This window comes from Nonlabens spongiae (assembly GCF_002117125.1).
GTDB classification, from domain to species: domain Bacteria; phylum Bacteroidota; class Bacteroidia; order Flavobacteriales; family Flavobacteriaceae; genus Nonlabens; species Nonlabens spongiae.
This window is the reverse complement of the sequence record NZ_CP019344.1, coordinates 1,487,315-1,513,185: the sequence shown is the minus strand read 5'-3', so window position 1 is coordinate 1,513,185 and position 25,871 is coordinate 1,487,315. Positions and strand designations below refer to the sequence as shown.

The window sequence follows — 25,871 nt, the reverse complement described above, 5'->3', positions numbered from 1 at the left end:
TCAATCTATCAGGTAAGCCAGTTGTCGGGAAGAAACAATGTCTGAAAATTGGTCAAAAATCGTTTTGATAAGAGATGGATCAGCCTTAAGTGCAGTTTGAAGATGATAAATACCCTCCGTTTCTTTACCGATCTTAAGCATAATCACCCCCATCCTTAAAAGTAGATCTGGATTGTTTGGATAGAACTCTAATCCATGCTCTACATTTACAATAAGCGCTCTATATTCACCTAGCTCTATCAAGATATCTGCACGGTCTATCCACAGATCAAATTCATAATTACCCAGCTCCATGGCACGTCGATACCCATATTCAGCTTCCTCATAAAAATTCAGCTTCAGGTTGATCCTAGCAAATTTAGTCCAGTACATCGCGTTTTCTGGATCTATATCTATCGCCTTATTCATGAAGCCTAGTGCTTTTTGAAACTCTAATCGCTCACAGTAAAAATCTACGATGGCAAGCCATCCTTTATCAAGTAAAGGGTCTTCTTCAACACATTTGTTGAAATTATAGATCGCTTGGTCTGCCTTTTTAAGTTTAAGGAAACATTTTCCTAATCGTAGATAAGCAAAGCTGGTAGGGTCATCTAAGCCCAAGGTCATTTGATATTGTTCTATTGCCTCATTATATCTTTTCAATTTTTCCAGCACTTTTCCCTTCTCAAGGTAGGCGCCTATAAAACGATCGTTTGAAATAATGGCAAAATCATAAGCGGTTAAAGCTTTTTCATAATCTTTCAGGTTAAAATACTGCTTTCCTAATTGATGCCAGGCAACCTCGCAATACGGTTTTTTATCCAGATAATCCTCTAGAAAAGAGATAGCCTCTTGATCCTCATGCAAGAAATCAAAACAATACATGATATTGTATAGAGCAGAATAGTCCTCTCGATCCAGTTCAAGGCATTTGATGAAATTTTCCTTAGCGTCTGAGTAGTTCTCTAAGAATAGCTGTTCCATTCCTATAAGATTAAACACGTCTGATTGATCTTCAGTAACTTCGGCGGCCAGTTCTAGTAAGCGTATAGCTTTATTATGATTTTCAGTCTTTGAGTAGATATTTGCTTTTTGAATATATATCTCTGCATTATTGGGTTCCAGTAAGTGCAACTCGTTAAGGAGTGTGTGTGCGAGTTCAAATTTGTTGTCAAAAATCAAAAGCTCCGCTTTGAAAAGTCGCAAATTGACCGAACTAGGGTGCTGGGAAATAGCTAGTGAAATAGCTTTACGTGCTTTTTCCACTTTACCCATTTCCATGTAGTAGTCGATTATTTCTTCAAATTCCTCGCTATCAAAGAAACCTACTTGGTTGGAATCCATCATGGATTCAAATTTTACAATACTGGGATGTCCGTCGTCATTTAGCTCAAATCTCATAAAGGAATGTTTTTTTCATTACGACCTTACTAAGTTCTGATTTATATCCATACAACGGTTGTCTGGCCGTTTCCATTGTCAACAAGGTTATAAACATGTAAATTATTTATAGAAGTGATCGATAGCTTCCAGAAGGACCCCACAGGCGTGATCAATCTCGTTCGGGCTTATCGTGAGTGGCGGCGTGATGCGAACCGCGCGCTTTTCAAATAGCAGCAAGAAGAAGAGCACGCCGTTTTCCCTGCATCGATCCACTATGGCTGCGGTATGTTGATCGTCTTTTAAAATGACAGCAAGCATCAGACCGGTACCTCTTATTTCAACGATGTGTTGATTGTTTAAGCTTTCGCGAAAGCGTAATTCTTTACCCTCAACATCAAAGCTTTTTAAATCTCGATCTATAACCGAAAGTGTCGCTAGGGCAGCTGCGGCAATCACTGGATTTCCACCAAAAGTTGTAATGTGGCCTAACATGGGATTTGATGCAAAAAGTTTAAGGTGCTCACTCGAGGCGGTCAAAGAACTGATAGGCATACCGCCTCCCAGACCTTTGCCTGAAACCACGATGTCAGGGACAAGTCCCAATTTCTGAAAATAAAATAATGCACCAGTACGACCCATACCTGGCTGGATTTCATCCAAAATGATGAGCGCTCCCACCTTACGACAACGGTCAAACAACGCTTTCCACCATCTTGAGTCCGGTATAATGAAACCAGCACCACCCTGTATACTTTCTAAAATAACACCAGCTGTATGATGTGTGATTAGATTTATGTCTGCAAAGCAATTAAACTTGATGTTTTTTACATCAGGCAAGAGAGGTCTGAAAGGAGCCTTGCGCTCTTCATAATCACTCAAACTCAGTGAGCCAAGTGTGTTGCCATGATAGCAATTTTTCATGGCTACGATTTCTGAGCGACCCGTAGCCCGTCGTGCCAGTTTAATAGAGGCTTCAATCGCCTCAGTTCCACTATTGACTAAATAGGTCATGTCGAGTGGCTCTGGCAATAAGTCAGCGAGTTTTTTACAGAGTTGAACAGCCGGATCCTGAGAAAACTCACCGTAAACCATTACATGCAGATACTTATCTATCTGATCTTTCATGGCCTTCACTACTTCAGGATGCCTATGGCCTAGAGGTAAGGCACTGACACCGGCAACTAGATCTAGATATTCATTACCATCCTTATCTATTATGGTGCAGCCTTCAGCTTTTTCTATCTCAATTCCAGGAGCAAATGGAGTAGTGGGCGCCTGATATTTGAAAAAATCGTTTTTGCTCAATTTTCAGACGTTTTTACTGCGCTTTGACTTAAGGGGACTGCGATCTGATCTTTCTTACGCGTCTTGAGGTCTTTTTTCTTAACCCTAGAATTTTCATTAAGCTTGATGTCTTCAAGACTCTTGAAAAAATCTTCTTCAACCGCTGGCGGTGGTATACCTCTTATAATGGGTAGCACAGGAGCGAGCTTACCCTTAAATAAATCATTTCTTGTAAGCAACTGTTCATCTCCGCGCCACTTGAAACCACGCATCTTACGTGCATTTTCTTCAAGTTGATCAGGAGGGTAAGTCTTATCATCTGGATTATCAAGGGTGGTGATCATTACGATTGCCTTTTCCTCAAATTCAACAATCATTCTTCCGCTAGTTCCTTTATTGATCCCGATCAGCTTGCCAAATTCATCTCTCGTGTAAATCAAATTTTCCACATTTTTATTAATGTGGACTTCTCGCATTTCATTGTTATCATTGAAATAACCTACTAATTGCTTTCCTTTCACTTGACTGAACCCACCACTGGAATCTTGATCGATCATAAAAGCGTTTTCAGTCACTAGCAGTGAATCTAGCTTTTCTGTTTCTGTATTCCCATAAATGAAAATGCTATCACCAGTTATCTGGCTGTTATTGTTCCATAGTATTGGTCGAGTAAGCATTTTGGTAATGCCCTCCTTTTGTATACTTATGATACTGTCAGATTTACCGCTTAAATCGCTTTTGAACAAACGAGCATCATGGAAACCTCTTATCACGCGATCATTTTCTGGGCCAGTTACCATAAGCGTATCGGCGTGAATGTAAATACTGTCTTGATTTTCAGTGCTTATGGCAACAGCACGTTTGGTAATAAAAACACTGTCTTTTTCCCTGAAGACCTCGGCGTAGTGACCGTTAATGATCGAGTTGTTAATAGTGTCGAGAACAATAATGTTGTTTGTCGCACTAGCAAATGCCCGATTCCGATCAAAGTACAAACTATCGCCCCAGATCGTGCGATTGTTGTAATCGATTTTTGAGTTTTTTACAAAGTATCCAGTATCTGCTCGAGTATCATAAAAACCGCGCTCGCAGTAGACTTTGCTCGTGGAACTGGTAATCGTAGAAGGTCCATATAGAAATGCATGACCCGTCTCCGTATAATAATTCAGGTGAGGACTATTGATCGTGTATTCCTTGTTCTTGACCACCACATCATCCAGGAACTGATACCTACTTTCTTTTACAAAGAAACGACCTATCCGGCTAGTTAAAGTGCTTGCGGTGTCTCTTACTGTCCCGCCACTACGGTAATAAGCTTCTTGTTTTACTCGATCAAAGAAAAGAGAGTCCGTTTTAAGTGTCGTGTCAGGATTAGTCATGACCACATTGCCGTTTGCAAAGGCTAATTTTGAATTTCCATCATATTGAGCAAATCGGGATTGCATTTTTAAGCTATCTCCCTGATTCATGCGCACATTTCCTATGGCTCGAACAAAATTATCTTTTGTATAGAAGAGCGCTTGATCACACCACATCTTGATGCCTCGGTGCTCGATATAGACTTGTTTATTATTGGTTTTAGAGTAAACTACGGCGTCAGGAATATTGATTTCGTCAATAAACGAACTACTACCCTTAACTTTTATCAAAGAGTCAGCAGGTCTTTCTTGAGCCGTGGCAACAACTGTTACTAGGATAATAGCGAAAAAAAGAAAATTAGAGATATTCTTCATACTACTGTATCATCGGTTCATGAAATCAAATAACAAGCCAAAATCTAACATAAAAAGCATGCATAATTTACCGAGTCTTATCAGTTTTAAACATCGAGTCTAATATCAGTTTGATACCTTGAAACATAAAGACTACTGCCAGAATACAAATTGCAATACCCGGCATTAAGAAAATAATGGGGTGATCACTTCCAGCACCTATATAAACTAAAATAGGTCCGGAAAAGATAAAGAACAAACTCAAAGCCATCCTCTGGATTCCTTTAGTCAATACTTGTCTGTCTGTAGAAGGCTGTTCCATTAACAAACATCTGTTTTTTGTAATGCGGTTCTTACACTACCATGAGTTTTAAGTAGCAGGCGTGCCTTATCATAATCTAAACCGGTAGATTCCATTATCATTCGCGTACCACGATCTACTAACTTGTCATTACTTAATTGCATATCAACCATTTTGTTTCCTTTCACGTGCCCCAGTTGTACCATCACTGCAGTACTGATCATGTTCAATACCATCTTCTGTGCGGTACCTGCTTTCATACGGCTGCTGCCCGTAATAAATTCAGGTCCTACCACGGGAACGATTGAATGATCTGCAAGTCGATCCAGCGGGCTATCCACATTGCAAGTGATGCCGCCTGTTAAGATTCCATTTTTCTGGCAATCTCTCAAACCTCCTAATATATAAGGCGTTGTACCACTTGCTGCAATTCCTATCACAACGTCGTTTTCATTAATATGGTATTCTGCAAGGTCCTTGAAAGCCTGATCTGTATCATCCTCGGCATTTTCTACCGCATTCCTTATAGCAGCATCGCCACCAGCAATAAGACCCAAGATTCTGTCAGGAGCAACACCAAAGGTAGGAGGACACTCACTCGCATCTAAAATTCCCAGACGACCACTCGTACCCGCACCTATATAAAAAAGTCTGCCGCCATCTTTCATTTTTGGAACGATGTCATCAATCAACGACTGTATAGCTGGAATACATTTTTGAACCGCTATAGCCACCTTTTGATCTTCCGCATTAATAGCTTCAAGCAGCTCAAGTGTATTTTTCTGCTCGAGATCTTTATGAAGACTTTCTTGCTCTGTGGTTTTTAAAAATTCCATGATAATTAGTGAATTCTATGGGTTTTCGCTTTCGCGAAAGCGAGATAACATTACATCTCCTAATAACTTACAGTCTCAACGATCTCAAGGCCATAACCTATCATACCGATGCGTTTGCTCTGTTCTGAGTTAGTCATCAATTTGATCTTGCTGATGTGCAGGTCGTGTAAAATCTGAGCGCCGATACCGTAGTCCTTATTATCAAGATTGCGTCGAGGAGCTTTATGCTCACCGTTCTTTTGCAATTTCTTCAGCTGCTCCAGTCGGCCGAGCATATTTTCTGGCTCAAACTGCTGATTGATGAAGACAATCGCACCGCGGCCTTCTTCATTTAATTGATCAAACATCGCGTCGATCTTGCGATCTGCATCGCTGGTGAGGGTAGAGAAGAGGTCGTTATTGACTTGGGTACTGTTCATTCTGGTTAGCACGGTCTCGCCATCTTCCCAACTTCCCAAAGTCAGCGCGATGTGAATTTGATCGTTTGTAGTTTGTTGATAGGCTCTCAACCTGTATTCACCAAAACGTGTGGTCAGGTTGAAATCTTCCTTCTTCACGATCAAGCTGTCATGTTTCATGCGGTAAGCCACCAGATCTTCAATACTTACCAGTTTGAGGTCATGTTTCTTTGCCACTTCAACCAGTTGGGGCAATCTCGCCATGGTTCCGTCTTCATTCATGATTTCTACGATCACACCGGCAGGTTTGTGACCTGCAAGTCTTGCAAAATCTACTGCAGCCTCAGTATGACCCGTGCGGCGCAATACGCCACCGTCTTTTGCCTTGAGCGGAAATATATGACCTGGCTTGCTCAAATCATGTGACTGCGTATCGGGATCAATGATAGCTTTGATTGTTTTCGCACGATCAGAAGCACTGATGCCCGTAGTTACACCATGTCCACGTAGATCTACGGAAACGGTAAACGCAGTTTCCATGGGATCAGAATTATTATTTACCATCATGGATAGATCGAGCTCTTTGACCCTTGAGGCAGTGATGGGACAACATATCAAGCCACGACCATGAGTCGCCATAAAGTTGATCATCTCTGGAGTGACTGCTTCGGCACTGGCGAGAAAATCACCCTCGTTTTCACGATTTTCATCATCTACAACGATGATGACTTTTCCATTTTTTACATCTTCAATGGCATCTTCAATGCGGTCCAATTTGATGGTTTGGGGAGCTTTTTCTGTCGTAATCATGAATGAATTCTCGATTTCAACAAAGATAACTATTGAGATGGGGCAGTCTTTGCTTTTGAGGCTTTTTTAGCTACAAACCAGCCCTTAATCGTACCAGACAGATCAAAAAATCCTTGATCTGTAGTTGCCCGGTATGTCAAGATGATTCCTAGTGGGAAGATAATAAGCGTTCCCATCCAAGCTCCTAGCCATGCTGGCATTGCACCTTGCTGAGCAGATTTTTCTGCAAAAATGTTTATGAAGTGATAGGCTAAGAAAAAGATAGTTGCTACTACAAGTGGAAGTCCCATTCCTCCCTTTCTTATGATCGCGCCCAGTGGTGCGCCTATAAAGAATAAGATTACACACGCTGAACCTAGTACAAACTTCTTGTGGATTTCAATCTTGTGAGTAGCCAGCCTTTTTTCTTCGCGCTTCATTTGTTCCAGTCGATTTTTGACTGTTGCTTTTTGATTGCGTATTTTGTTGACAGCTGCATTAATGGCCCGGCTTTGATCGGTATTATTTAAATCAGCAAAAAAGTTTTTTGTATTTGAAAAAGTGGTAATGGTGTCAAGATCAGAAGCGACGGCACGATTGAAATACTCAGGCTTCCATTTTGCGTGCTGGTTTTCACGATACGTCTTCATGCCCGTTTTCAAATCACGGTCAAAGGAATCTAATCTTATCATAAGCTCATTCATCTTGAGCATGCGGTGATTATCTGTAATCGCTTCTTCATCCATGTCAACGTCGTTGAGGCTGGAGACATCTACATTGATGGTGTATTCTTCAAAATAACTTCTAACAAAAGGCAGGTTTCTCTGCTTGACAGGATCTTTGAGTTGTAAGTCATCGTAATAATTACCGTTGTACAGAACCAGTTGAATCACATTTGAGTTGAGCGAACTTTTTAGCTCACCTCGCTCACTCTTTATTACTGTAAAATTGCCTGTTTTTTTTGGGTTTCGTTTATGAATGATCACGTCTTCCAGAAACTGACCACGATCACCAGATTTTTCTTCTACCCTAATGTTGATGTCGCCTACTTGATTGAAAACTCCCTCAGTAATAACCATTGCCGGTTTCACCTTGGCAATATTTTGACGTAGGTTACGCTGTTTGAGGTATCCCCATGGAATCACAGAATTAGCAAAAAAGAATGAGGTGAAACCTATTCCCAAGATAACGATGGTCAGAGATCTCATGGCGCGCTGCAATGAAATACCGTTTGATTTCATTGCGGCAAACTCATAGTTCTCAGCCATATTACCAAATACCAAAATTGCCGCTAGCAAAACGCTTAACGGCAATGCAATAGGCACGGCAACGGGCATGCTGTAATAAAGAAATTTTACGATCGTGACTACATCCAGATCCTTCCCTGCCAGTTCTTTGATATACAGCCATATGGCCTGCAATACAAGAATAAACATGAGTACTGTAAAAACGCTCAAAAAGGTTTTTACGTACTGGACCAGTATGTAACGATCGAGAATCTTCACGCTAGTCCAGCTGCTCTATATCAAAATCAGGATAGTCAGACTCGTCAAACCTGAAAGTGTTTTTTGCCAGCGGCTCGTTCACTTTGAGAGATTTGAGTGTAAACGTGACCACGGTACCAGACTTTTCAGTTATGATTACGTTATAAATATGGTTAGATTGCTTGTCTATACCCAGCAGCACGTTCTTATAATCTGTATCAGATTTTATGGGAATCAATTTCACGTATTGAATTTTACGACCTTTTACATCTTGAAGGATGTCCCATTTCTTAGTATAACCCTTCTCGTAAAATGACAAGATGTTTGACGGAGTGATACCATCATCCTCACTTGCGGGTTTAGAAATTGTAACCTGCTCATCTTCACGGTTGATTACATACTGTCTATTACCATCAAAGAGAAACGTGGTTCCCATATAATTCACATTATATTTCTGACCGCTTAAGGTAGCATCTCCTTGAATGTCCGTGTTGATACTGTTCTTAACATTTTTAAAGTTTCCTTTGTAGGTGAAGTACAAGTTGTCGTAGCTCTTGAATTTTTGAGCCACTTTCTTGAGCAGTTCTTCTGCCTTTTGGTCAGAATTACTTTGTGCTGATCCCGCTTTCGCGAAAGCGAGAACAAAAACAATGCTCAATAGTAGATATTTCATATTTCTCATCTATTTATTTTCTTCTTCATTAAAAAACACTTCGAGGCTGGCAAGATCTGGAATCAATACTTGACGTGCCTTACTGCCTTCAAAACCACCTACGATTCCCGCAGCTTCCAGCTGATCAATGATCCTACCGGCGCGATTGTAACCCAGTTTGAGTTTGCGTTGCAACAATGATGCGCTTCCTTGCTGGGCTACCACTATGATTTCTGCGGCCTCGCGAAATTTTGCATCCCTCTCATCTATGTTGTCATCAAGAGCTGTGCCACCCTCTTCACCTACGTATTCAGGCAAGATATAGGCATCAGGATAAGCCTTTTGACTACCGATGAACTCGGTGATTTTTTCAACTTCTGGAGTGTCTACAAAGGCACATTGAATCCTGATAATCTCGTTACCGGCAGTATAAAGCATATCTCCACGACCTATGAGCTGGTCAGCACCACCGCTATCCAAAATGGTGCGTGAATCAACCTTTTGCTGAACACGGAAGGAAACCCTCGCCGGGAAGTTGGCTTTGATCATACCGGTAATCACATTTACCGACGGTCGCTGGGTAGCAATGATCAAGTGAATTCCTATGGCACGTGCAAGCTGAGCAAGACGCGCGATAGGAGTCTCTACTTCTTTCCCTGCGGTCATGATGAGGTCTGCAAACTCATCCACAACCAAAACGATGTAGGGAAGGAAACGATGGCCATTTGCTGGATTCAGTTTGCGTGCTTTGAATTTTGCGTTGTACTCCTTAATGTTACGACACATCGCTTCTTTGAGGATCTCGTAACGCTCATCCATCTCGATACAAAGGCTATTCAAGGTGTTGATTACCTTAGAGTTATCTGTGATAATTGCATCTTCACTATCGGGCAGTTTTGCGAGATAATGGCGCTCAATCTTATTGAATAAAGTAAGTTCTACTTTCTTGGGGTCAACGAGTACAAATTTTACCTCGGCGGGATGTTTGGAGTATAATAAAGATGTCAGGACCGCATTCAATCCTACCGATTTACCTTGACCCGTAGCACCTGCCATAAGCATGTGAGGCATTTTGGCAAGGTCTACCACAAAGGTTTCATTGCTGATCGTTTTTCCGAAAGCTATAGGCAGTTCCTTTTCAGCTTGCTGGAATTTTGGCGATGCGATAACTGATCGCATGCTTACCACAGAAGGATTCTGGTTAGGCACCTCTATACCTATAGTTCCCTTTCCTGGAATAGGTGCAATAATTCTAATTCCAAGAGCCGAAAGCGATAGAGCAATATCATCTTCCAGATTCTTGATTTTTGAGATACGCACGCCCGCCTCAGGAACAATCTCGTAAAGTGTTACCGTAGGACCTATAGTCGCTGAGATTTTGGCAATCCCGATTTTATAATTGTTTAGGGTCTCGACAATCCTATCCTTGTTGGCTTGAAGCTCTTCTTCATTAATTGTGAGCGTTTTCCCTTGAGAATAATCCTTGAGTAGTTCAATAGGAGGGAACTGGAAATTGCTTAGCTCTAAGGTAGGATCAAACTCACCGAAGTCTTCCACCAATTTTGTGGCTTTAGTATCGATCACCTCTTCTTCCTCTGGAGCCTGCTCGATATCCATGCCTATGTCATTGTCATCTTTAGGGGCAACAGTTCTTTTTATGGGCGCGGTTTCTTTGACCTCGGTTGATTTTGCATTACTGTCAAGCTCATTGGAAGTGTCGGAATTAATAGGTTTGCTTGAGAGGTCTATTTTGTTTCCCTCGGATTTTTCTTCTTCAAGTTGTGTAACTTCAGACTCTAGGTTAGAAGTTAGAGGAGCAGATTCTTTGACCAAGTTTTCAGAAGTTTGATGCTCATTAACTTCTGCATCAAAACTTTCTTGCACCTCTTTTGCTTGTCTTGAGAAGTAAGAGCTCACCTTTTCTGGGGTGATTTTCAACCTTAGAACTAGGTATACCACAGCAAAAAATGCCATTACTAAAATAGCTCCCAGTAACCCCAAATAGTCCTGTAAGTAATCGTTGAGTTCAAAACCTACTTTACCGCCTAGCATGGAGTTTTGCTCGTGAAAGAATCCCAAGCTCACAGACAACCAAAGCATCAACATTAATCCCCACGCCCATAATGTAAACAACTTGCTGTTAGACAACCTGAAAAGATTACGGCTTGCAGCAAATAGAAAAATCCCTGTAATGAATGTTAGTACAGATATTGAAAATGCAGCTAGCCCAAAACCTTCATAAACAAAGAAATGTCCCAGCCCAGCACCTACCTGACTGACCCAGTTTTGGGTAACAACTTCTCTGGACCCCAGTTCACTTATAGCACTTTGATCAGCTCTCCAGGTAAATATGAATGACAAAAAGGAAAAGAAAAGAAGTATTCCAAATACCATTAAGGCACTCCCTAGAATAACCTCTTGAAGACGGGTTAATTTGAAGGAAGGAATCTTAAATTTTTTGCGAGTTTTTTTTGCTGTCGTTTTTTTCTTTGCCATCAGTTAGATACAACTAGCAAAAATAACAATATCACACACCTATTCTTGAATCGAGTAGATATATATACTACTATTTATTCACGAGGTTTTGAGCAATGGGAGCAGGCTCAAGTTAGGCTCAGTCCAGTAAATCCATTATATAGGGAACGTAGATAATAAGCCCTATAATGATAGCGGTCACAGCTGTAATAAAAACAGCTCCCGCTGCAACGTCTTTAATAAGGCCTATTTTAACGTGAAAATCAGGATGTACAAAATCGGCTATGGCTTCAATTGCTGTATTGAGACCTTCAAGGCTCATAATCATGCCTATGGCTACAATTTGAAACAACCATTCCGTTTGCGTAATATCAAACAAAATGCCAGCAGCGGTCATAATAACTCCTATGACCGCTTGGACTTGAATACTGGGTTCGGTTTTGAGGAGGATCCAGGCGCCTTTTATAGCGTATCCTGCACCGATCCATCTACCGTATAAAAATTTTCTGAAGGCCAATTATAATACAGCTTTAAGCGCCGCAAGATAATTAGGTTCTTCTCCTATTTCCGGTACTTGTTGATTATAAATTACTTTTCCTTCTTCATCAAGAACGATAACCACCCTAGAATGAAAGCCAGCCATGCCGCCAGTTTTCATTGTTAGACCGTAATCATCGCCAAATTTTCCGTCGATCACATCACTAAGGTTGGTCACATTATCTGTTCCCTCGTCGTCTGCAAAACGTTTCATTGCAAAAGGGGTATCTCTAGAGATGCAAAGAACCACGGTGTTATCCAGCTCGGTCGCACGCTCGTTGAAGTTTTTTACTGAAGTAGAACAAACATCTGTATCAATACTTGGAAAAATATTCATCACCACTTTCTTCCCTTTAAAATCATCAAGAGAGGCTTCACTTAGATCGCCTTTTTTTAATGAAAAATTGGGAGCTTTTGTACCTACTTCAGGTAGTTCTCCTACCGTTTGAATCTCGTTTCCTCCTAAAGTTATTGTTGCCATTTTATTTTGTTTTAGCGTAAAATTAAACCACCCATTTCCTCAAAGGGTAAATGCTATGTTAATCTTGGCGATTATAAGATTCACTATAAATAGGGTGTCTGATTGAATCTCGCTTTCGCGAAAGCGTATCAATCTTTAAGATTTCGGTACCGAAGTGTACTCCAAAATTTTATCAATATCCTCATTACTGAGCTGTGGGAACGCATTCATGTTTGCCTGGCCGTACTCGTTATAAACCGCTACAGCTTGAGCGTTACCTGATGCGATAAGGGCTGCACTGTTTTTAATCCATTTATAGAGCCATTCACGCTCATATTTGTCTGCCACACCAGCCAGTGCGGGTCCTACCGCCTTTTTATAGAGTTTGTGGCAGGACGCACAGTTTGTATTAAACAAGCTTTTGCCCTCTTTTTGTACCTCAGTAAGTTCTACCGGTGGAGCAGGAGGTTCTATAGTTGCTTGTGCCTGAGCCAAATTGATAGGCTGTGTGTTGATAATAAGATAGGCTGTGGTAAAAACTACTAGTACAGTGGCGATCAGAAACCCAAAAAGATAGCCTGTAATTTTTGCAAGTGGCTGAAACATTTTTTAACGATTTGAAATGATTGAACTCGTCTAAGTGTGCGTGATGATCTCGCTTTCGCGAAAGCGATAAACCACTAGCAAACTCTATAGGTTGAATTGCTGTTATTTAGTAGTTTTTGAGTCATTTACCTTACTATAAATCTCTTCGAGTATTGTGTGCTCATTCCTTTACAATTCACGAAATAAATACCTGATTTGACTATTGAAATGTCAATAGTCTTAGTAGCTGATAAAGTACCTTTTGAAACCACTTTTCCTCTGGCATCAAAAATCTTATAAGTTTTAACAGAATTATCGTCTGTTTGAATAGTGATTGAGCTGTCTGCAGGATTAGGATATAGCTTAAGAGCTAGAAAAGACGGTGTTTCAAAACTTGCTGTTGTATCGACAATTCTGGAAATGGTTCCTGTGTTGCGATGTGCTACGTACAACTCATTATTTTGATCTACTCCAAACGACGAAAATCCTGCTCCCGTATAAGGCGATGTGTAACGGATGACAGGATTACTCTGCGAAGCGTCTAGCATTCCTATCTCGTTACTGCAAAAATCTGCAAAAAAATAGGTGCCCTGAAGGTTGGGGAAATCATTACCGCGATATACATAGCCACCCGTGATACTGCACTTATTGAGTCCACTACCGGTGTGGTTGTACTCAGCAAGGGGGAAGACAAGATCTGCGACCGGTGGACAGCTCGCTTGAACATTAAAATTATTGCTGCCCTCATAACAACGCCAGCCGTAATTTGCTATGTTGTTTGAGACAGATTGTCTATTGATTTCTTCTGTGGCATTCTGTCCCACATCTGCGATCCATATATTGTTTGAGTCAAAGGAAAATTTCCAGGGATTACGAAGTCCAGTAGAGAAAATTTCATCGGCTCCTGCACTTGATGCAAAAGGGTTTGAAGCTGGAATGGAGTAGGGGTTGCCGTTACTGCTGCCCGTAACATCTAAGCGTAGCATTTTGCCTAACAAGGTATTATTGTCTTGAGCTCTATTACCGGGATCCCCACCGCTACCCCCATCCCCAGAGGCGATATAAAGAAATCCATCTGGACCGAATTGCATGCATCCAGCATTATGGTTTGCAAAGGGTTGCGTGTAGGTTAGGATTACAGATCCATTTGGATCAGCTTGATTAGGATCCTGATTTGAAACACTGTACTGAGAAATGACACTTGAACCCGTGGTGTCGGTATAATAAATATAAAATTTGCCAGAGATATTGTAGTCGGCAGGGAAAGCCATACTCAGTAATCCTCGTTCTCCACCGGTGGAAATCAATGAGCTGATGTCGAGAAACGCATTAGGTGAAATAGAGTTTGTAGTGAGGTCAATAATCTTAATTAAGCCAACTTGCTCTACAATAAACAATCGCTCATCTCCTGCACTTTTAATATCAACGGGAGCGTTTAAACCACTGGCTATGGGAGCTAAGTCTATGGATTGGGCGCTTAGCTTTTGATGTGAAGCCATCGATACTAATAGAGCTATCACAAAGTAAAATAATTTCTTCATAGCAAATTCATTTTCAATGACATAAAGATAAGCGCTGGTGTTAGGAGTATTCTAACATAGATCATAAACAATCATAGTTTTAATTGATTATTTTTGTATTCAAATATCAGTTATGACTATAACACAGCTGAAATACGTTCTCGCTGTAGCGCAATTCCAGAATTTTACCAAAGCTGCAGAGAAGGTCTTTGTGACTCAACCTACATTGAGTATGCAAATACAAAAGCTAGAAGATGAACTTGATGTACAGATTTTTGATCGCTCTAAAAAACCTATAGAGCTAACTGAAACGGGTAAAAAGATTGTTACTCAGGCTCGCAACATTGTCAATGAGAGTGACCGCATACAAGATATAGTAGACCAGGAAAAAGGTTTTATAGGTGGCGAGTTCAGACTGGGCATAATTCCTACCGTGATGCCCACACTGTTACCTATGTTTCTGAACAACTTCATTAACCGATATTCTAAAGTAAAGTTGCGATTAGAGGAACTTACTACAGAAAACATTCTTGAACGCCTCAACGACGGAAGTCTGGATGCGGCCATCGCAGCTACACCGTTAGAGGATACACTTATCAAGAAGAAGGTTTTGTACTACGAGCCATTTGTGATCTATAATCCTTCTAGTGGTAAACCATCTTCAGAGAAGGTTGATGTAGAAGATATTGATCCAGATAAATTATTACTCCTTGAAGATGGTCACTGCTTCAAGGATAGCGTCTTAAATTTGTGTCGCAATTCACGTGATACACAAGAAGAACGGTTCTCTTTAATGAGTGGTAGCTTTGAAACGCTTATCAAATTAGCAGATGAAGGTCTGGGTATGACCCTGTTACCCTACCTGAATACTGAGGAGTTACATGATCGTAAAAAAGCCAATCTAAGATATTTCAAGGAGCCCACTCCTGCAAGAGAGGTGAGTTTAATCTATCATAGAAGTGAGTTGAAAATGCAAATTATAGAAGCCCTACATCAAATCATAACTGGTGTTGTTAAGGGCGCTATAGCATTTCATAATGTAAATATCATCAGTCCGGTTTCTCAGAAATAAAAATGTCCCTAAGATTTTATAACCTTAGGGACACCTCTTAGAATAATCACTTAAAATTAATTACTTGGGTAGTAAATTGATGCAGGAGGCTAATTCTGGATTTCTTGTGATTAACTGTCTTACCCAAATCTGCAATTCTTTAATCTCATAGGGGAGGAGACATTTGACTGCTTTTTCCAATTCTTTACAAAAAAGCAGGGCGTCAAAACTTACCTTCTCAAGGATAGTTTTAGTGTATTCAAACATTGCTCGTGCCATGAATAATAATTTTAGTTAGAGTAGTTTTCAGTCAATAAACAGCCTTTTTGAACAGTTAAATATATAAAAAATAATGTTATGCATTGACTAGCATTTGTTAAAAATATATGCCAGTATGTGTAATTTTCTGTTATTAATTGATCAATTTAGTAAAAAACTAATAGTAAAACTACTGTTAGTTGATTGTAATTGAGATCAATACAATTAGAGTAATCAAACTCAATAGAAAGGTCGACAAGGCTACTTTTTTGAGCTCCGGATCAAAAAGAGCTGGCACATCGTTTTTAAGGACTTTGATACAGTGTGCAATTAAAGGAGTGAAAGCTACCAATGGGAAGAAAATCAATATTGTAGACTCTGAATAAAGTGATTTCAAATGGAGTAGATAATATATCAAGGATACAAATGCTACTGCTATAAGACTCAAATGGAAAACTTTTGCCTTAGCGAGGCCTATTTTGACAACCACTGTATTTTTTCCAGAGACTTGATCGTTTTCAATGTCTCGCATATTATTAAGATTCAGAACCGCAACACTTAATAATCCTATGGTAAGAGAAGGTAAAATCAAGAAGATATTGAATTGTTGAAGTACCAGATAGTAAATCCCCATTACACTTACCGGTCCAAAAAATATGAAAACGAAAAGATCGCCCAAACCAGAATAGCCATAAGCATCATCACCAACTGTATATTTTATCGCTGCCCAAATAGCTGCAACTCCTAGAACTAAAAAAAACAGCGCGATAAGTAATTGCTTGAAACCTAAGCTTACTGATATTAAAGCAACAGCGCTGATGAATGATAAGATGGAAGTAATAATAACAGCTCTCTTCATTTGAGAAGGTCTGATCAGGCCGCTCTGAATGGCTCGTATGGGTCCGATGCGTTTATCGTTATCAGTACCTTTAGTACCATCACCATAATCGTTTGCAAAATTTGATAGAATTTGAAAAAGTAATGTGGTAATCAACCCTAATGCGGCTATTTTCCATAATCTAATTTCAAAATAGGGATCAAAGTAAGCTGGATTCAAGCCACTTTGTATTTTGGGGATGTTTCCCATGAAATAGGCACAGGATATGCCCATTAAAATTCCACTAATACTTAATGGAAGTGTACGCAATCGTGCAGCAGAGATCCAAGCTTTTAACGGTGCTCCCATTATCTGGACATAATATTTACAAGTAGTTCTTTTAATAAGTAGCCCTGATCAGCTTGTACGGTCCCTACACCCTTAGACTGCACATCTGTTTCTCTGATGAGTTTAATGGCACGACTGCAATATTTCATAGGGTAATTTTTTACCGCTGTAAGTATCTCTTGAACAAAATAAGGGTTAACTCCAGCTGCTCTTGCTACCGCTTGGGGCGATCTGTCTCTTAACCCATGTACTTTAAGCAATTGGGTAAAAAATGAAAATAATTGAGCTGTAGTTAAAACAATCGGGTTTTCCTTTGGGTTTTCGGCAAAATAATTAGCTATACGGTGGACTTTGAGATTGTCACGCATCCCTATAGCCTTGCGCAGTTCAAAGACGTTGAAATCTTTGGAAATACCTATGTTTTCCTCTATTACTTGAGGAGTTATAGGAAGAGCAGAATCATGAACAAGGGTTAATTTAGACAACTCATTATTTATTTTACCTAAATCAGTACCTAAATAATCCACAAGTAATCTGTTAGCCTCTGGACTTATTTGAAATCCTTTTTCCTTGAGCGTCTCACCTATAAAAGGCCCTACCTTATTTTCATAAAGTGGTTTTGATTCAAAATAGACTGCTTTTTTCTTTAGCAATTTAGTGACCTTGCTCCGTCCGTCTGGCACTTTATATTTATAGGCAAATACTAGAACTGTAGTGTTTTGGGGCTGCTCGAGGTAATTTTCCAGCTTTGGTAACTGTTTTACTAGATGCTGTGCCTCTTTGACAATTATTACTTGGTGCTCAGCCATCATGGGAAAACGCTTAGCATTTTCTAAAATTTCTTCAATGGTGGTATCCTTACCATAGAGAATCATCTGGTTAAAGCCTTGTTCGGCTTCATTGAGAGCGTTTTTTTCTATGTGGTCACAAATCTTATCGATGAAGTAAGGCTCCTGTCCACAGAGAAAGTAAACCGGAGCATATTTTTTGTTTTTGAGATCTGTGAGAATCTGTCGATAATCGCCCATGCAGTGCAGTGCGGTTTTGTATTATTGTACTATGATACCATTGCGACTGCCACCAGCCACATTTAGGATCAAAAATACGGAAAAAGGACAGTCGATCTTTGACCCCATCCGTAAAAAGTTTGTCCATTTGACACCCGAAGAATGGGTGAGGCAGCACGTTGTTTTTATGTTGCTTTCGCGAAAGCGTACCCCTCAAAATCTTATGAACATTGAAAAGGAGCTCAACGTTGCCGGAACAAAAAAGCGCTATGACATTCTCGTATATAATAAAGATGGTTCTATTTTTCTAGCGGTGGAATGCAAAGCGCCCAAAGTGAAAATTGATCAAAACGTATTTGATCAGATTGCTCGATATAATTTAGCTCTCGATGCAGATTACCTTATGGTCACTAATGGTTTATCTCATTACTATTGTATTATGGATTATGAACATAAATCCTACAATTTCATAGAGGAACTGCCAGATTATCAATTATGAAAATAGGTATAGTTATACTCAACTGGAATGGTGTGGATTTGCTCAACCGATTTTTACCCAGCGTGGTCGAGTGTAGCTCTGGTCATGACATATATGTTGCAGATAATGCTTCTACAGACTCTTCCAGAAAGTGGATTCAAGATCATTATCCAACAGTACAGATAATTGCCATGAATAAGAATCGAGGTTATGCCGGCGGTTATAATGAAGCTTTAAAGCACGTTAAAAATGAGGTAGTTTGTTTATTGAATTCAGATGTTGAGGTAACACCAGAGTGGCTTACTCCCATCGTTAAAAGATTTCAGGGTGAACTGAAACTAGCTGTATTGCAGCCTAAATTATTGGATCTCAAAAGACCAGAGTATTTTGAATATGCTGGCGCTGCGGGTGGTTTCTTGGATAGACTTGCTTATCCCTATTGTAGGGGGCGCATTTTTACTACGCTAGAGAAGGATCAAGGGCAGTACGATGATGCTATAGATTTAGACTGGGCCAGTGGGGCCTGTTTTTTTATAAGGAAGACAGTCTTTGATGAGTTAAGGGGTTTTGATGTAGATTATTTTGCTCATCAGGAAGAAATAGACCTTTGTTGGAGGGTCAGAAAAATAGGGTATAGGGTAGGATACGAGCCCAAATCTTCAATATTGCATCTAGGAGGAGGCACACTCAAAAATCATAACCCTAAAAAAACCTTCTATAACTTTAGAAATAGTCTTTATAATATAGTCAAGAACGATGAAAGTAACCTGATGCTGGCAATACTACTTTTGAGGATGGTGCTGGATGGCGTTGCGGCGCTAAAGTTTTTAATCGAGGGTAATGGTTCACATTTCATAGCCGTAATTAAAGCGCATATAAGCTTCTACTCAAATCTGAGTATTATCTGGCCTAAAAGAAATTCACGTTCTAAAATAATTTATCAAAATAACCAGAGGGTTTTTTCGATTATATATCAATACTTTGTCTTAAATCGACGAACTTTTCATAAAACCAGTGGCACTAGTTAAAAAGCATGTTAACAATATGGGGTGGACTACTACCGTTTCTTATTTTTGAATTTATGAAAACTAACATCACAATGAAGAAGTTATTTGTAGGATTGATGGCAGCTGGAATTATGGTTTCCTGTGCCTCTAAAAAGGAGCTGGAAGCAGCTCAAGAAAAACAAAAACAAACCCAAGAAATGCTGGATACAGCAACGGTTAAGCTAAATGCAGCTGAGAAGGATCTTGAGGTGGCAAAAGCACGTGTAAATGTGCTTGAAGAAAGAGTTAATGACCTCAAGAAAGAAAAGGATGCCTTATATGAGTCTCAAGAGGACTTTATAACATTGACTAAACAAGGAGGTAAAAACCTAGAGCGTTCCTTAGAAAGTCTGCGTGAGAAAGACATGCAAATCAAGAGTTTGAACGACGCTATAACCAAGAAGGATAGTGTTACACTAGCTCTTGTAACAAGCCTAAAAAGTTCTTTGGGTAATCTCAATGACGAGGACATAAGTGTAAACGTGGAGAAAGGTGTGGTTTACATCTCAATCAGCGACAAGTTGTTATTCCGCAGTGGAAGTGATAATGTACAACAAGAGGCTAAGTCGGTATTAGGTAAAGTGGCTAAAGTAGTTAATGACAAGCCAGAGATTGATATTTTGATTGAGGGTCACACTGACAATCAGCCTATTTCGTCTTCAAAATTTCCTGATAACTGGGCGCTCAGTACAGCTCGTGCAACGGCTGTTGCAAGAGTCCTTCAAGAAGAGTTCAAAGTAGATCCTACGAGAATGACTGCAGCTGGTAGATCTTATTACATGCCTGTTGCGAGCAACGATACAGCAGAAGGTCGCGCTAAGAACAGACGTACAAGAATTATCGTGTTACCTAAACTTGACCAATTCTTTGATATGGTGGAAAAAGGAATGGAGCAGGCTAAAGAGAATGCCAAGAAAGAAACTCAAATGAAGAACTAAGTTCTTCCAGTTATAGAGACAATTAATGAAATGCCCGCTTTTAGCGGGCATTTATGTTGATGAAAACTAAGAACCATAGATTTGCTTATTCAGTGGAAGTTTTAACTCAAGTGATTTCTAATAGAGTTTGCTGGTTGAAGACAGGTCTAATTGTTCCTCACAGTCAGAGATAATAAATTTACATAACGAGAGTGATGATGATAGCTTGATTGCACTTCATGATCCCATATTATTTATATTATTCTTTATTCAAATGCGAGAATTGAAACTTCTCGAGAGGAGTCTTTAGAAGTATGAATTTAAGCTCCACAACTATGAAGGTGGTAATACGATAACTGAGGAGTTTTTCTCTGAGTACGATACATATTCTAAATGTGTAGTTTAGTTATCCCCATTCCGTAAGATTTAAACGACGCTAAAACTATCCTAGAGCTTAATTCAGTCTAGAATCCTTAGTGTATAAGAAGAAAAGTTTTTTAGATATATTTCGTGAAAACTGTCTCGCTTTCGCGAAAGCGGAAACTATCACACCACTGAGAAAATAGCTGCGCCGTAGATCGCAAAACGTACGAAGCGTAAAAGGCCTACGACTGCCCAGCTCTTAACTGGATATTTGAGCATACCAGCGACGAGGCTGGCCATGGCAAAAGGTAAGGGTAGCATGGCTCCCACAGCGATGAGAATACCTCCCCATTTACGAGCCATGACGAGTTGCTTAGCCATTTTTACCTCAAGATAGTTATGAAGGCTCGGGATTTTTAACGCCCTACGACCTATCCAGTAGGCAGTAAATCCACCTAAGTAAGAGAACAAAGCAATCAAACTCAAATTGAGAATGGGTGTAGCTGTTTCTCCAGCCCATGCGATAAAAAGTTCTGGTGGTATGAGTCCTAGGGCAGTTTCAGAAAGGTAAAAGAATGCCAAGACTCCAGCATCTGGTAGTTCATCAACAGCTAGTTGTAAAGCCTCATTTATAGGCATTACAAAAAAATGAAACAAAACAAGTAGCGCAACTACAATTATGACGGGCGGCATGGATTTTTTAATGCTGTCCACTACAAAATTGTAAAACCCAGTGATTTTATAGTATTTATGGGCGCGTTCCGGCTGGAACCATGGTTTTTTTCTATGTTTGATAGGATCGCTCAAATTTGTTTTTTTCTCGGATTTGCAAAATTAATATTTCATCAGTGTTCTACTGTTAAAAACTGAATAATAATAATTGGAATGCCGTTTTCAAATGTTTAGCGGCTCATTTCTTTTTAGAACCTTTTTAAGGACGTACTTTTGCAAATCCCAAAAATTAAAATTTTGCCTGAAAAAGTTGCTGAAAAACCCACTGAGTTCAAAACCTTGTATGACTATCAAGAGCGAGATCTCAAGGAAATCTTTGACCGTATCAACAATAAATCAGATGACTACAATTTGCTGTACCAGTTACCTACTGGAGGAGGCAAAACTGTCATTTTTAGTGAGATCGTAAGACGTTATCTTAAGGAGAAAAATAAAAAGGTTGTAATCCTTACTCACCGTATCGAGTTGTGCAAGCAAACTTCAAAAATGCTTGCTCAATTTAATGTAAAGAACAAGGTGATCAATTCTAAGGTAAAGGAGCTTGATGACCAGAATGAATTTGAGTGTTTTGTCGCCATGGTAGAGACACTTAATAATAGGATTCAGGATGATAAATTAGACCTGGAAGACATAGGTCTTGTCATTGTGGATGAGGCGCATTACAACAGTTTCAGAAAATTGTTCAAATATTTTGAGCACTGCTTTATGCTAGGAGTAACGGCAACACCACTGAGTTCTAACTTCAAACTGCCTATGAAGGACAATTATAGGGAGCTGATCGTGGGAGATAGTATCTCTAGTCTTGTTGAGAAAGGATTTTTAGCTCAGGCTGTTACCCATACTTATGATGTAGGATTGAGCGGCCTGACTATAGGTATGAATGGAGATTACACGGTTAAATCCAGTGAAAAGGTCTACACAGACATCACCATGCAAAACCGCCTCCTTCAAGCTTACAATGAGGTGTGCAAGGGTAAAAAGACATTGATTTTTAATAATGGTATACGTACAAGTCTGGAAGTAGAAGATACTTTCCGAAGAGCTGGGATCGAGATCAGACATCTAGACAATACAAATACTAAAGAAGAGCGTAAGGAGATTTTAAGGTGGTTCCGTAAAAAGGATGATGCCGTATTGACTTCTGTAAGTATTCTTACCACTGGTTTTGATGAACCATCAGTTGAAAATATCATCTTGAATAGAGCGACTAAGTCTTTGACACTATACTACCAGATGATCGGTAGAGGGTCGCGTATCTTAGATACTAAAAAGAAGTTCCAGATCATTGATTTAGGAAATAATGTGGCTCGCTTCGGTTTATGGAATGAACCTGTGGACTGGCAACAAGTTTTCAGATCTCCAGATTTTTATGTGGAGAACATAGTTTCTGATGAGGAGATCGAGCGCAACTTTGTTTACAAAATGCCAGAAAAGATCAGAGCAGAATTTCCAAATACTAAGGATTTTACGTTTGACATCAAGGGAGCTTATGATCGCATCACTAAAGAGGGCAAAAAGTCAAAATTAGTTCTTGATGAATCCATCGCTCAACACGTTCAGTGGTGTGTTGAGAACAGCGAGGATGTGTTTGATGCTCGCATACTAGCAAAAATGCTTAAAGAGGATATTTCAGATAGAGTGAGGAGATATTCTTACTGTATTATCAATAATACAAACAACTACAGAGAGTGGTTAGAAGAAGACTACTATCGCAGGTTGCGTCTCGCGATTCAACAAGAATTTGCGGGTGTAGATTCCTGATGGTGATGTGAATTATCTCGCTTTCGCGAAAGCGAGACAGATACAAACGATACAGAAAGAACCATGGCTTGAGAGCTATGGTTTTTTTGTTTTAAAATCGTAGATACTGCTAGAAGTACAAGGTCGTCGTTAATGATGAAGGGATTTTTCATCATATTAACTAAACTGCGTTAATTATGGTTAATTTGTTTATCGCTACTGTCGATTAATTATACATTTCCTCAAAAATTTTTATGAATCGAGTTTTAGGATTTATTATCATGTCCATGCTGTTGATATCGTGTGGGTCTAAACAAAGCACGGTAAGCATTGCGGGCCGTGAAATTGATAAAAAAGAGTTTAAAGGCAACTGGACACTTGCATCTGTGGATTTTGATGGCTACAGAAAATATAACGTTACCCTATTCAACGATACGGATACAGATTGTTTTCTAGTTAGTGATTGGAACTTTGTTTCAAATAATAACAAGGGGAGTTACGAGATAACAAGTAATTCATGTGAGACGGGAAAACGGTATTTTATATGGGTACTCGACTCAGCCAGTAGAACTTTCAAACTTAAGCCTACTGATGAAGATTATAACTCAGTAGATGATTTAGGCTACACATTGAATATAAAATCAGTTAGTGAGAATCAGATTATTTTGGGACAGCGTTTGACTATAGATGGTGGTCCCGTAAACATGGAATTGAAATTAATAAGAACAACTTTAAATCAATAAGAAATGAGAAATTTAAAATATATAACCATAGCTCTGTTAGCCATATTCATTGCGTCTTGTGGAGCTGTTAAAAACAGCAATAATCAACAGCGAGGTACCGCAATAGGTGCTGCTGGAGGAACTATACTGGGCTTAATCATAGGAAACAATGTAGGTGACGGTGACAACCAGACAGAAGGTGCAGTTATAGGAGCTGTAGTAGGAGGAGTTGCTGGTAATATTATAGGTCGGAGAATGGATAAACAGGCTCAAGAAATATCTCAGGAATTACCGGGAGCTGAGGTAGAACGTGTGGGTGAAGGTATTGTGGTGACTTTTGATGAGGGTAGTGGTGTACGTTTTGCTACTAATCAGGCAACTTTGAATACGAGCTCAAAAGCTACGTTAGATAAGCTTACTAACATTATGACTAAATATCCAGGAACAGAAGTTTTGGTAGCTGGTCATACTGACGATCAAGGTGCTGCTGAATATAACATGGATTTATCCAAAAGACGAGCTCAGAGTGTAGTTGATTATCTGGCAACGCACAATATTTCAAGGGATCGGATTACAATGACTTATAGTGGTGAGGCTGATCCTCGATCAACTAATGAAACTCCAGAAGGTCGAGCTGAAAATAGAAGAGTGGAAATAGGAATAGTTGCAGGAGAAGAAATGCGAGAGGATGCGAGAAAGGAAGCTGAGAAACAATAAGCTTCAATTCATATTATAAATAAAAACCCCCAAACTGATTAAGGTTTGGGGGTTTTGTGTTTCTGGGTCTTAAAACTATGACTGGCTGAGCATTACAGGCATTACTAGCATGGTTACTCTTTCTCCTTCATCTAATCCATCTATGGGCGTAAGTATTCCAGCACGATTAGGTAGTGACATCTCCAAAGACACTTCATCGCAGTTTAAGTTATTCAGCATTTCAATAAGGAAGCGACTATTGAAGCCTATTTGCATATCATCACCTTGATAGTCACAGGTTAGCCTTTCATCTGCTTTATTGCTATAATCCAGATCCTCTGCGCTTATGTTCAGTTCTGCGCCCGCCATTCTTAGACGTATTTGATGAGTTGTTTTATTTGAGAAAATACTTACCCTTCTTACTGAGTTTAGAAACTGGGTTCTGGATATGACCAATTTGTTAGGGTTTTCCTTAGGGATTACCGCCTCATAGTTAGGGTATTTCCCATCTATAAGTCGGCAAACTACCGCAGTATCATCAAAAGAGAATCTCGCATTACTTTCATTATACTCTATTAACACTTCAGATTCATTGCCTTGAAGCATAGATTTTAGAAGGTTTAGAGGCTTCTTAGGCATGATGAATTCAGCAGTGTCAGTAGCACTTGAATCCTCGCGCTTATATTTGACCAATTTGTGAGCGTCAGTTGCTACAAATGTGAGTCCATCGCTTGCTAACTGGAAAAATACACCGCTCATCACAGGTCTCAAGTCATCATTTCCAGTCGCGAAAATGGTTTTATTGATTGCAGTGGCTAGAACATCCCCCATTAAGGTTGTGCTCTTAGGTTCATTAAGAGACACCGTCTTTGGGAATTCATCAGCAGAAGCACAGGCTATTTCAGACTTCCCACGATCATGACTGATGATTGTTGTTGCATTTTCGGCATGAAATGTGAGTGGTTGTTCTGGAAAAGTCTTGAGTGTATCAAGTAATAATTTAGCGGGCAATGCAATGTTGCCATCATCTTGACTCTCAACCTCCAAAATTGTGGTGATTGTTGTTTCCATATCACTAGCTGAGACTTTCAAAGAATTACCAGTGAGTTCAAAAAGGAAATTGTCAAGAATTGGTAAAGTATTGTTGTTATTTATAACTCCTCCTAATGCTTGAAGATTGCGTTGCAAATAGGAACTTGAAACTATGAATTTCATAAAAATGCTAAATCTTTTAAACGATAACTAAACTTGATTGGTCATGTGAAAAATTGTAAATTATCAATTAAATTGCGACCAAGTAA

General features: G+C 39.6%; 26 protein-coding genes. 7 read left to right on the top strand and 19 right to left on the bottom strand.

The genetic code is table 11. The features are described 5' to 3' along the window. The 13 genes from BST97_RS06935 to BST97_RS06875 all read right to left on the bottom strand — a co-directional run bounded on the left by BST97_RS06935 (position 1) and on the right by BST97_RS06875 (position 14,416). The gene (locus BST97_RS06935; protein WP_085766556.1) at positions 1-1,380 is read right to left on the bottom strand and encodes a tetratricopeptide repeat protein; all 1,380 of its coding nucleotides are present in this window, start codon (positions 1,378-1,380) and stop codon (positions 1-3) included. Between the two features lie 102 nt (positions 1,381-1,482). After that, on the bottom strand, positions 1,483-2,667 hold the full coding sequence (locus BST97_RS06930; RefSeq protein ID WP_085766555.1) for an aspartate aminotransferase family protein: 1,185 nt from the start codon (positions 2,665-2,667) through the stop codon (positions 1,483-1,485). Further along, complete coding sequence (locus BST97_RS06925; RefSeq protein WP_085766554.1) at positions 2,664-4,379, bottom strand: OstA-like protein; 1,716 nt, start codon at positions 4,377-4,379, stop codon at positions 2,664-2,666. Before BST97_RS06925 ends, BST97_RS06930 begins: the two co-directional genes overlap by 4 nt. Positions 4,380-4,446: 67 nt before the next feature. After that, a complete protein-coding gene (locus BST97_RS16390; protein ID WP_085766553.1) occupies positions 4,447-4,680 on the bottom strand; it encodes a DUF6095 family protein in 234 nt (77 codons plus the stop codon). After that, positions 4,680-5,495, bottom strand: coding sequence for an N-acetylmuramic acid 6-phosphate etherase (murQ, locus tag BST97_RS06915; RefSeq protein WP_085766552.1), 816 nt, complete (start codon positions 5,493-5,495; stop codon positions 4,680-4,682). Before murQ ends, BST97_RS16390 begins: the two co-directional genes overlap by 1 nt. 59 nt (positions 5,496-5,554) lie before the next feature. Next, positions 5,555-6,703 (bottom strand): 3,4-dihydroxy-2-butanone-4-phosphate synthase, encoded by a 1,149-nt coding sequence (gene ribB / locus BST97_RS06910; protein ID WP_085766551.1) that lies wholly within the window; start codon positions 6,701-6,703, stop codon positions 5,555-5,557. A 29-nt stretch (positions 6,704-6,732) separates the two neighbouring features. Beyond that, complete coding sequence (locus BST97_RS06905; RefSeq protein WP_085766550.1) at positions 6,733-8,187, bottom strand: LptF/LptG family permease; 1,455 nt, start codon at positions 8,185-8,187, stop codon at positions 6,733-6,735. A gap of 1 nt (position 8,188) precedes the next feature. Next, the gene (locus BST97_RS06900; protein ID WP_085768182.1) at positions 8,189-8,839 is read right to left on the bottom strand and encodes a LolA family protein; all 651 of its coding nucleotides are present in this window, start codon (positions 8,837-8,839) and stop codon (positions 8,189-8,191) included. Positions 8,840-8,848: 9 nt separating this feature from the next. Beyond that, the gene (locus BST97_RS06895; protein WP_085766549.1) at positions 8,849-11,314 is read right to left on the bottom strand and encodes an FtsK/SpoIIIE family DNA translocase; all 2,466 of its coding nucleotides are present in this window, start codon (positions 11,312-11,314) and stop codon (positions 8,849-8,851) included. 118 nt (positions 11,315-11,432) lie between these two features. Further along, positions 11,433-11,810, bottom strand: a complete 378-nt coding sequence (locus BST97_RS06890; RefSeq protein ID WP_085766548.1) for a diacylglycerol kinase — start codon at positions 11,808-11,810, stop codon at positions 11,433-11,435. Next, a complete protein-coding gene (tpx, locus tag BST97_RS06885) occupies positions 11,811-12,311 on the bottom strand; it encodes a thiol peroxidase (protein WP_085766547.1) in 501 nt (166 codons plus the stop codon). It lies immediately after the preceding gene. A gap of 135 nt (positions 12,312-12,446) precedes the next feature. Beyond that, positions 12,447-12,896: a c-type cytochrome gene (locus BST97_RS16310; RefSeq protein WP_085766546.1), complete on the bottom strand. Its 450-nt coding sequence runs from the start codon at positions 12,894-12,896 to the stop codon at positions 12,447-12,449. A gap of 125 nt (positions 12,897-13,021) precedes the next feature. Beyond that, on the bottom strand, positions 13,022-14,416 hold the full coding sequence (locus tag BST97_RS06875; RefSeq protein ID WP_085766545.1) for a PQQ-dependent sugar dehydrogenase: 1,395 nt from the start codon (positions 14,414-14,416) through the stop codon (positions 13,022-13,024). A gap of 112 nt (positions 14,417-14,528) precedes the next feature. Here BST97_RS06875 and BST97_RS06870 point away from each other — a divergent pair, with 112 nt between their 5' ends. After that, positions 14,529-15,467, top strand: coding sequence for a hydrogen peroxide-inducible genes activator (locus tag BST97_RS06870; RefSeq protein ID WP_085766544.1), 939 nt, complete (start codon positions 14,529-14,531; stop codon positions 15,465-15,467). A 60-nt stretch (positions 15,468-15,527) separates the two neighbouring features. On the opposite strand, the gene BST97_RS16085 is transcribed toward BST97_RS06870, so the two are convergent. The 3 genes from BST97_RS16085 to holA form a co-directional block, all read right to left on the bottom strand. Next, positions 15,528-15,725, bottom strand: a complete 198-nt coding sequence (locus tag BST97_RS16085; RefSeq protein WP_085766543.1) for a hypothetical protein — start codon at positions 15,723-15,725, stop codon at positions 15,528-15,530. Between the two features lie 175 nt (positions 15,726-15,900). Continuing rightward, a complete protein-coding gene (menA, locus tag BST97_RS06860) occupies positions 15,901-16,890 on the bottom strand; it encodes a 1,4-dihydroxy-2-naphthoate octaprenyltransferase (protein ID WP_085766542.1) in 990 nt (329 codons plus the stop codon). Beyond that, positions 16,890-17,897, bottom strand: a complete 1,008-nt coding sequence (gene holA, locus BST97_RS06855; protein WP_085766541.1) for a DNA polymerase III subunit delta — start codon at positions 17,895-17,897, stop codon at positions 16,890-16,892. The genes menA and holA overlap by 1 nt, the downstream gene beginning before the upstream one ends. Positions 17,898-17,928: 31 nt before the next feature. Here holA and BST97_RS06850 point away from each other — a divergent pair, with 31 nt between their 5' ends. The 3 genes from BST97_RS06850 (at position 17,929) to BST97_RS06840 (ending at position 20,338) form a co-directional block, all read left to right on the top strand. After that, positions 17,929-18,375 carry a type I restriction enzyme HsdR N-terminal domain-containing protein gene (locus BST97_RS06850; RefSeq protein ID WP_085766540.1) on the top strand — a complete coding sequence of 149 codons (447 nt, stop codon included), beginning with the start codon at positions 17,929-17,931 and terminating at the stop codon, positions 18,373-18,375. Beyond that, on the top strand, positions 18,372-19,382 hold the full coding sequence (locus tag BST97_RS06845) for a glycosyltransferase family 2 protein (protein WP_085766539.1): 1,011 nt from the start codon (positions 18,372-18,374) through the stop codon (positions 19,380-19,382). Before BST97_RS06850 ends, BST97_RS06845 begins: the two co-directional genes overlap by 4 nt. 71 nt (positions 19,383-19,453) lie before the next feature. Next, positions 19,454-20,338, top strand: coding sequence for an OmpA/MotB family protein (locus tag BST97_RS06840; protein ID WP_085768181.1), 885 nt, complete (start codon positions 19,454-19,456; stop codon positions 20,336-20,338). Between the two features lie 525 nt (positions 20,339-20,863). Here the strand turns inward: BST97_RS06840 and BST97_RS06835 are convergent. Continuing rightward, positions 20,864-21,487, bottom strand: a complete 624-nt coding sequence (locus BST97_RS06835; RefSeq protein WP_085766538.1) for a YqaA family protein — start codon at positions 21,485-21,487, stop codon at positions 20,864-20,866. A 153-nt stretch (positions 21,488-21,640) separates the two neighbouring features. Between BST97_RS06835 and BST97_RS06830 the strand changes: the two genes are divergently transcribed. Beyond that, the gene (locus tag BST97_RS06830) at positions 21,641-23,173 is read left to right on the top strand and encodes a DEAD/DEAH box helicase (protein ID WP_085768180.1); all 1,533 of its coding nucleotides are present in this window, start codon (positions 21,641-21,643) and stop codon (positions 23,171-23,173) included. Here the strand turns inward: BST97_RS06830 and BST97_RS15995 are convergent. Next, positions 23,143-23,328, bottom strand: a complete 186-nt coding sequence (locus BST97_RS15995; RefSeq protein WP_157111516.1) for a hypothetical protein — start codon at positions 23,326-23,328, stop codon at positions 23,143-23,145. The two genes, BST97_RS06830 and BST97_RS15995, sit on opposite strands and share 31 nt — an antisense overlap. Before the next feature lie 78 nt (positions 23,329-23,406). Here BST97_RS15995 and BST97_RS06825 point away from each other — a divergent pair, with 78 nt between their 5' ends. After that, on the top strand, positions 23,407-23,895 hold the full coding sequence (locus BST97_RS06825; protein WP_157111514.1) for a hypothetical protein: 489 nt from the start codon (positions 23,407-23,409) through the stop codon (positions 23,893-23,895). Positions 23,896-23,898: 3 nt separating this feature from the next. After that, complete coding sequence (locus tag BST97_RS06820) at positions 23,899-24,591, top strand: OmpA family protein (protein ID WP_085766536.1); 693 nt, start codon at positions 23,899-23,901, stop codon at positions 24,589-24,591. Positions 24,592-24,666: 75 nt separating this feature from the next. Here BST97_RS06820 and dnaN read toward each other — a convergent pair whose 3' ends face one another. Next, positions 24,667-25,785, bottom strand: coding sequence for a DNA polymerase III subunit beta (dnaN, locus tag BST97_RS06815; protein ID WP_085766535.1), 1,119 nt, complete (start codon positions 25,783-25,785; stop codon positions 24,667-24,669). Positions 25,786-25,871 lie beyond the last annotated feature (86 nt).

Coding starts and splice junctions, on each gene's coding strand:
- BST97_RS06935 (WP_085766556.1), bottom strand. CDS start 1,380: ATGAGATTTGAGCTAAATGACGACGGACATCCCAGTATTGTAAAATTT.
- BST97_RS06925 (WP_085766554.1), bottom strand. CDS start 4,379: ATGAAGAATATCTCTAATTTTCTTTTTTTCGCTATTATCCTAGTAACA.
- BST97_RS16390 (WP_085766553.1), bottom strand. CDS start 4,680: ATGGAACAGCCTTCTACAGACAGACAAGTATTGACTAAAGGAATCCAG.
- murQ (WP_085766552.1), bottom strand. CDS start 5,495: ATGGAATTTTTAAAAACCACAGAGCAAGAAAGTCTTCATAAAGATCTC.
- ribB (WP_085766551.1), bottom strand. CDS start 6,703: ATGATTACGACAGAAAAAGCTCCCCAAACCATCAAATTGGACCGCATT.
- BST97_RS06900 (WP_085768182.1), bottom strand. CDS start 8,839: ATGAAATATCTACTATTGAGCATTGTTTTTGTTCTCGCTTTCGCGAAA.
- BST97_RS06895 (WP_085766549.1), bottom strand. CDS start 11,314: ATGGCAAAGAAAAAAACGACAGCAAAAAAAACTCGCAAAAAATTTAAG.
- tpx (WP_085766547.1), bottom strand. CDS start 12,311: ATGGCAACAATAACTTTAGGAGGAAACGAGATTCAAACGGTAGGAGAA.
- BST97_RS16310 (WP_085766546.1), bottom strand. CDS start 12,896: ATGTTTCAGCCACTTGCAAAAATTACAGGCTATCTTTTTGGGTTTCTG.
- BST97_RS06875 (WP_085766545.1), bottom strand. CDS start 14,416: ATGAAGAAATTATTTTACTTTGTGATAGCTCTATTAGTATCGATGGCT.
- BST97_RS06870 (WP_085766544.1), top strand. CDS start 14,529: ATGACTATAACACAGCTGAAATACGTTCTCGCTGTAGCGCAATTCCAG.
- BST97_RS16085 (WP_085766543.1), bottom strand. CDS start 15,725: ATGGCACGAGCAATGTTTGAATACACTAAAACTATCCTTGAGAAGGTA.
- menA (WP_085766542.1), bottom strand. CDS start 16,890: ATGGGAGCACCGTTAAAAGCTTGGATCTCTGCTGCACGATTGCGTACA.
- holA (WP_085766541.1), bottom strand. CDS start 17,897: ATGGGCGATTATCGACAGATTCTCACAGATCTCAAAAACAAAAAATAT.
- BST97_RS06850 (WP_085766540.1), top strand. CDS start 17,929: ATGATACCATTGCGACTGCCACCAGCCACATTTAGGATCAAAAATACG.
- BST97_RS06845 (WP_085766539.1), top strand. CDS start 18,372: ATGAAAATAGGTATAGTTATACTCAACTGGAATGGTGTGGATTTGCTC.
- BST97_RS06840 (WP_085768181.1), top strand. CDS start 19,454: ATGAAGAAGTTATTTGTAGGATTGATGGCAGCTGGAATTATGGTTTCC.
- BST97_RS15995 (WP_157111516.1), bottom strand. CDS start 23,328: ATGATGAAAAATCCCTTCATCATTAACGACGACCTTGTACTTCTAGCA.
- BST97_RS06825 (WP_157111514.1), top strand. CDS start 23,407: ATGAATCGAGTTTTAGGATTTATTATCATGTCCATGCTGTTGATATCG.
- BST97_RS06820 (WP_085766536.1), top strand. CDS start 23,899: ATGAGAAATTTAAAATATATAACCATAGCTCTGTTAGCCATATTCATT.
- dnaN (WP_085766535.1), bottom strand. CDS start 25,785: ATGAAATTCATAGTTTCAAGTTCCTATTTGCAACGCAATCTTCAAGCA.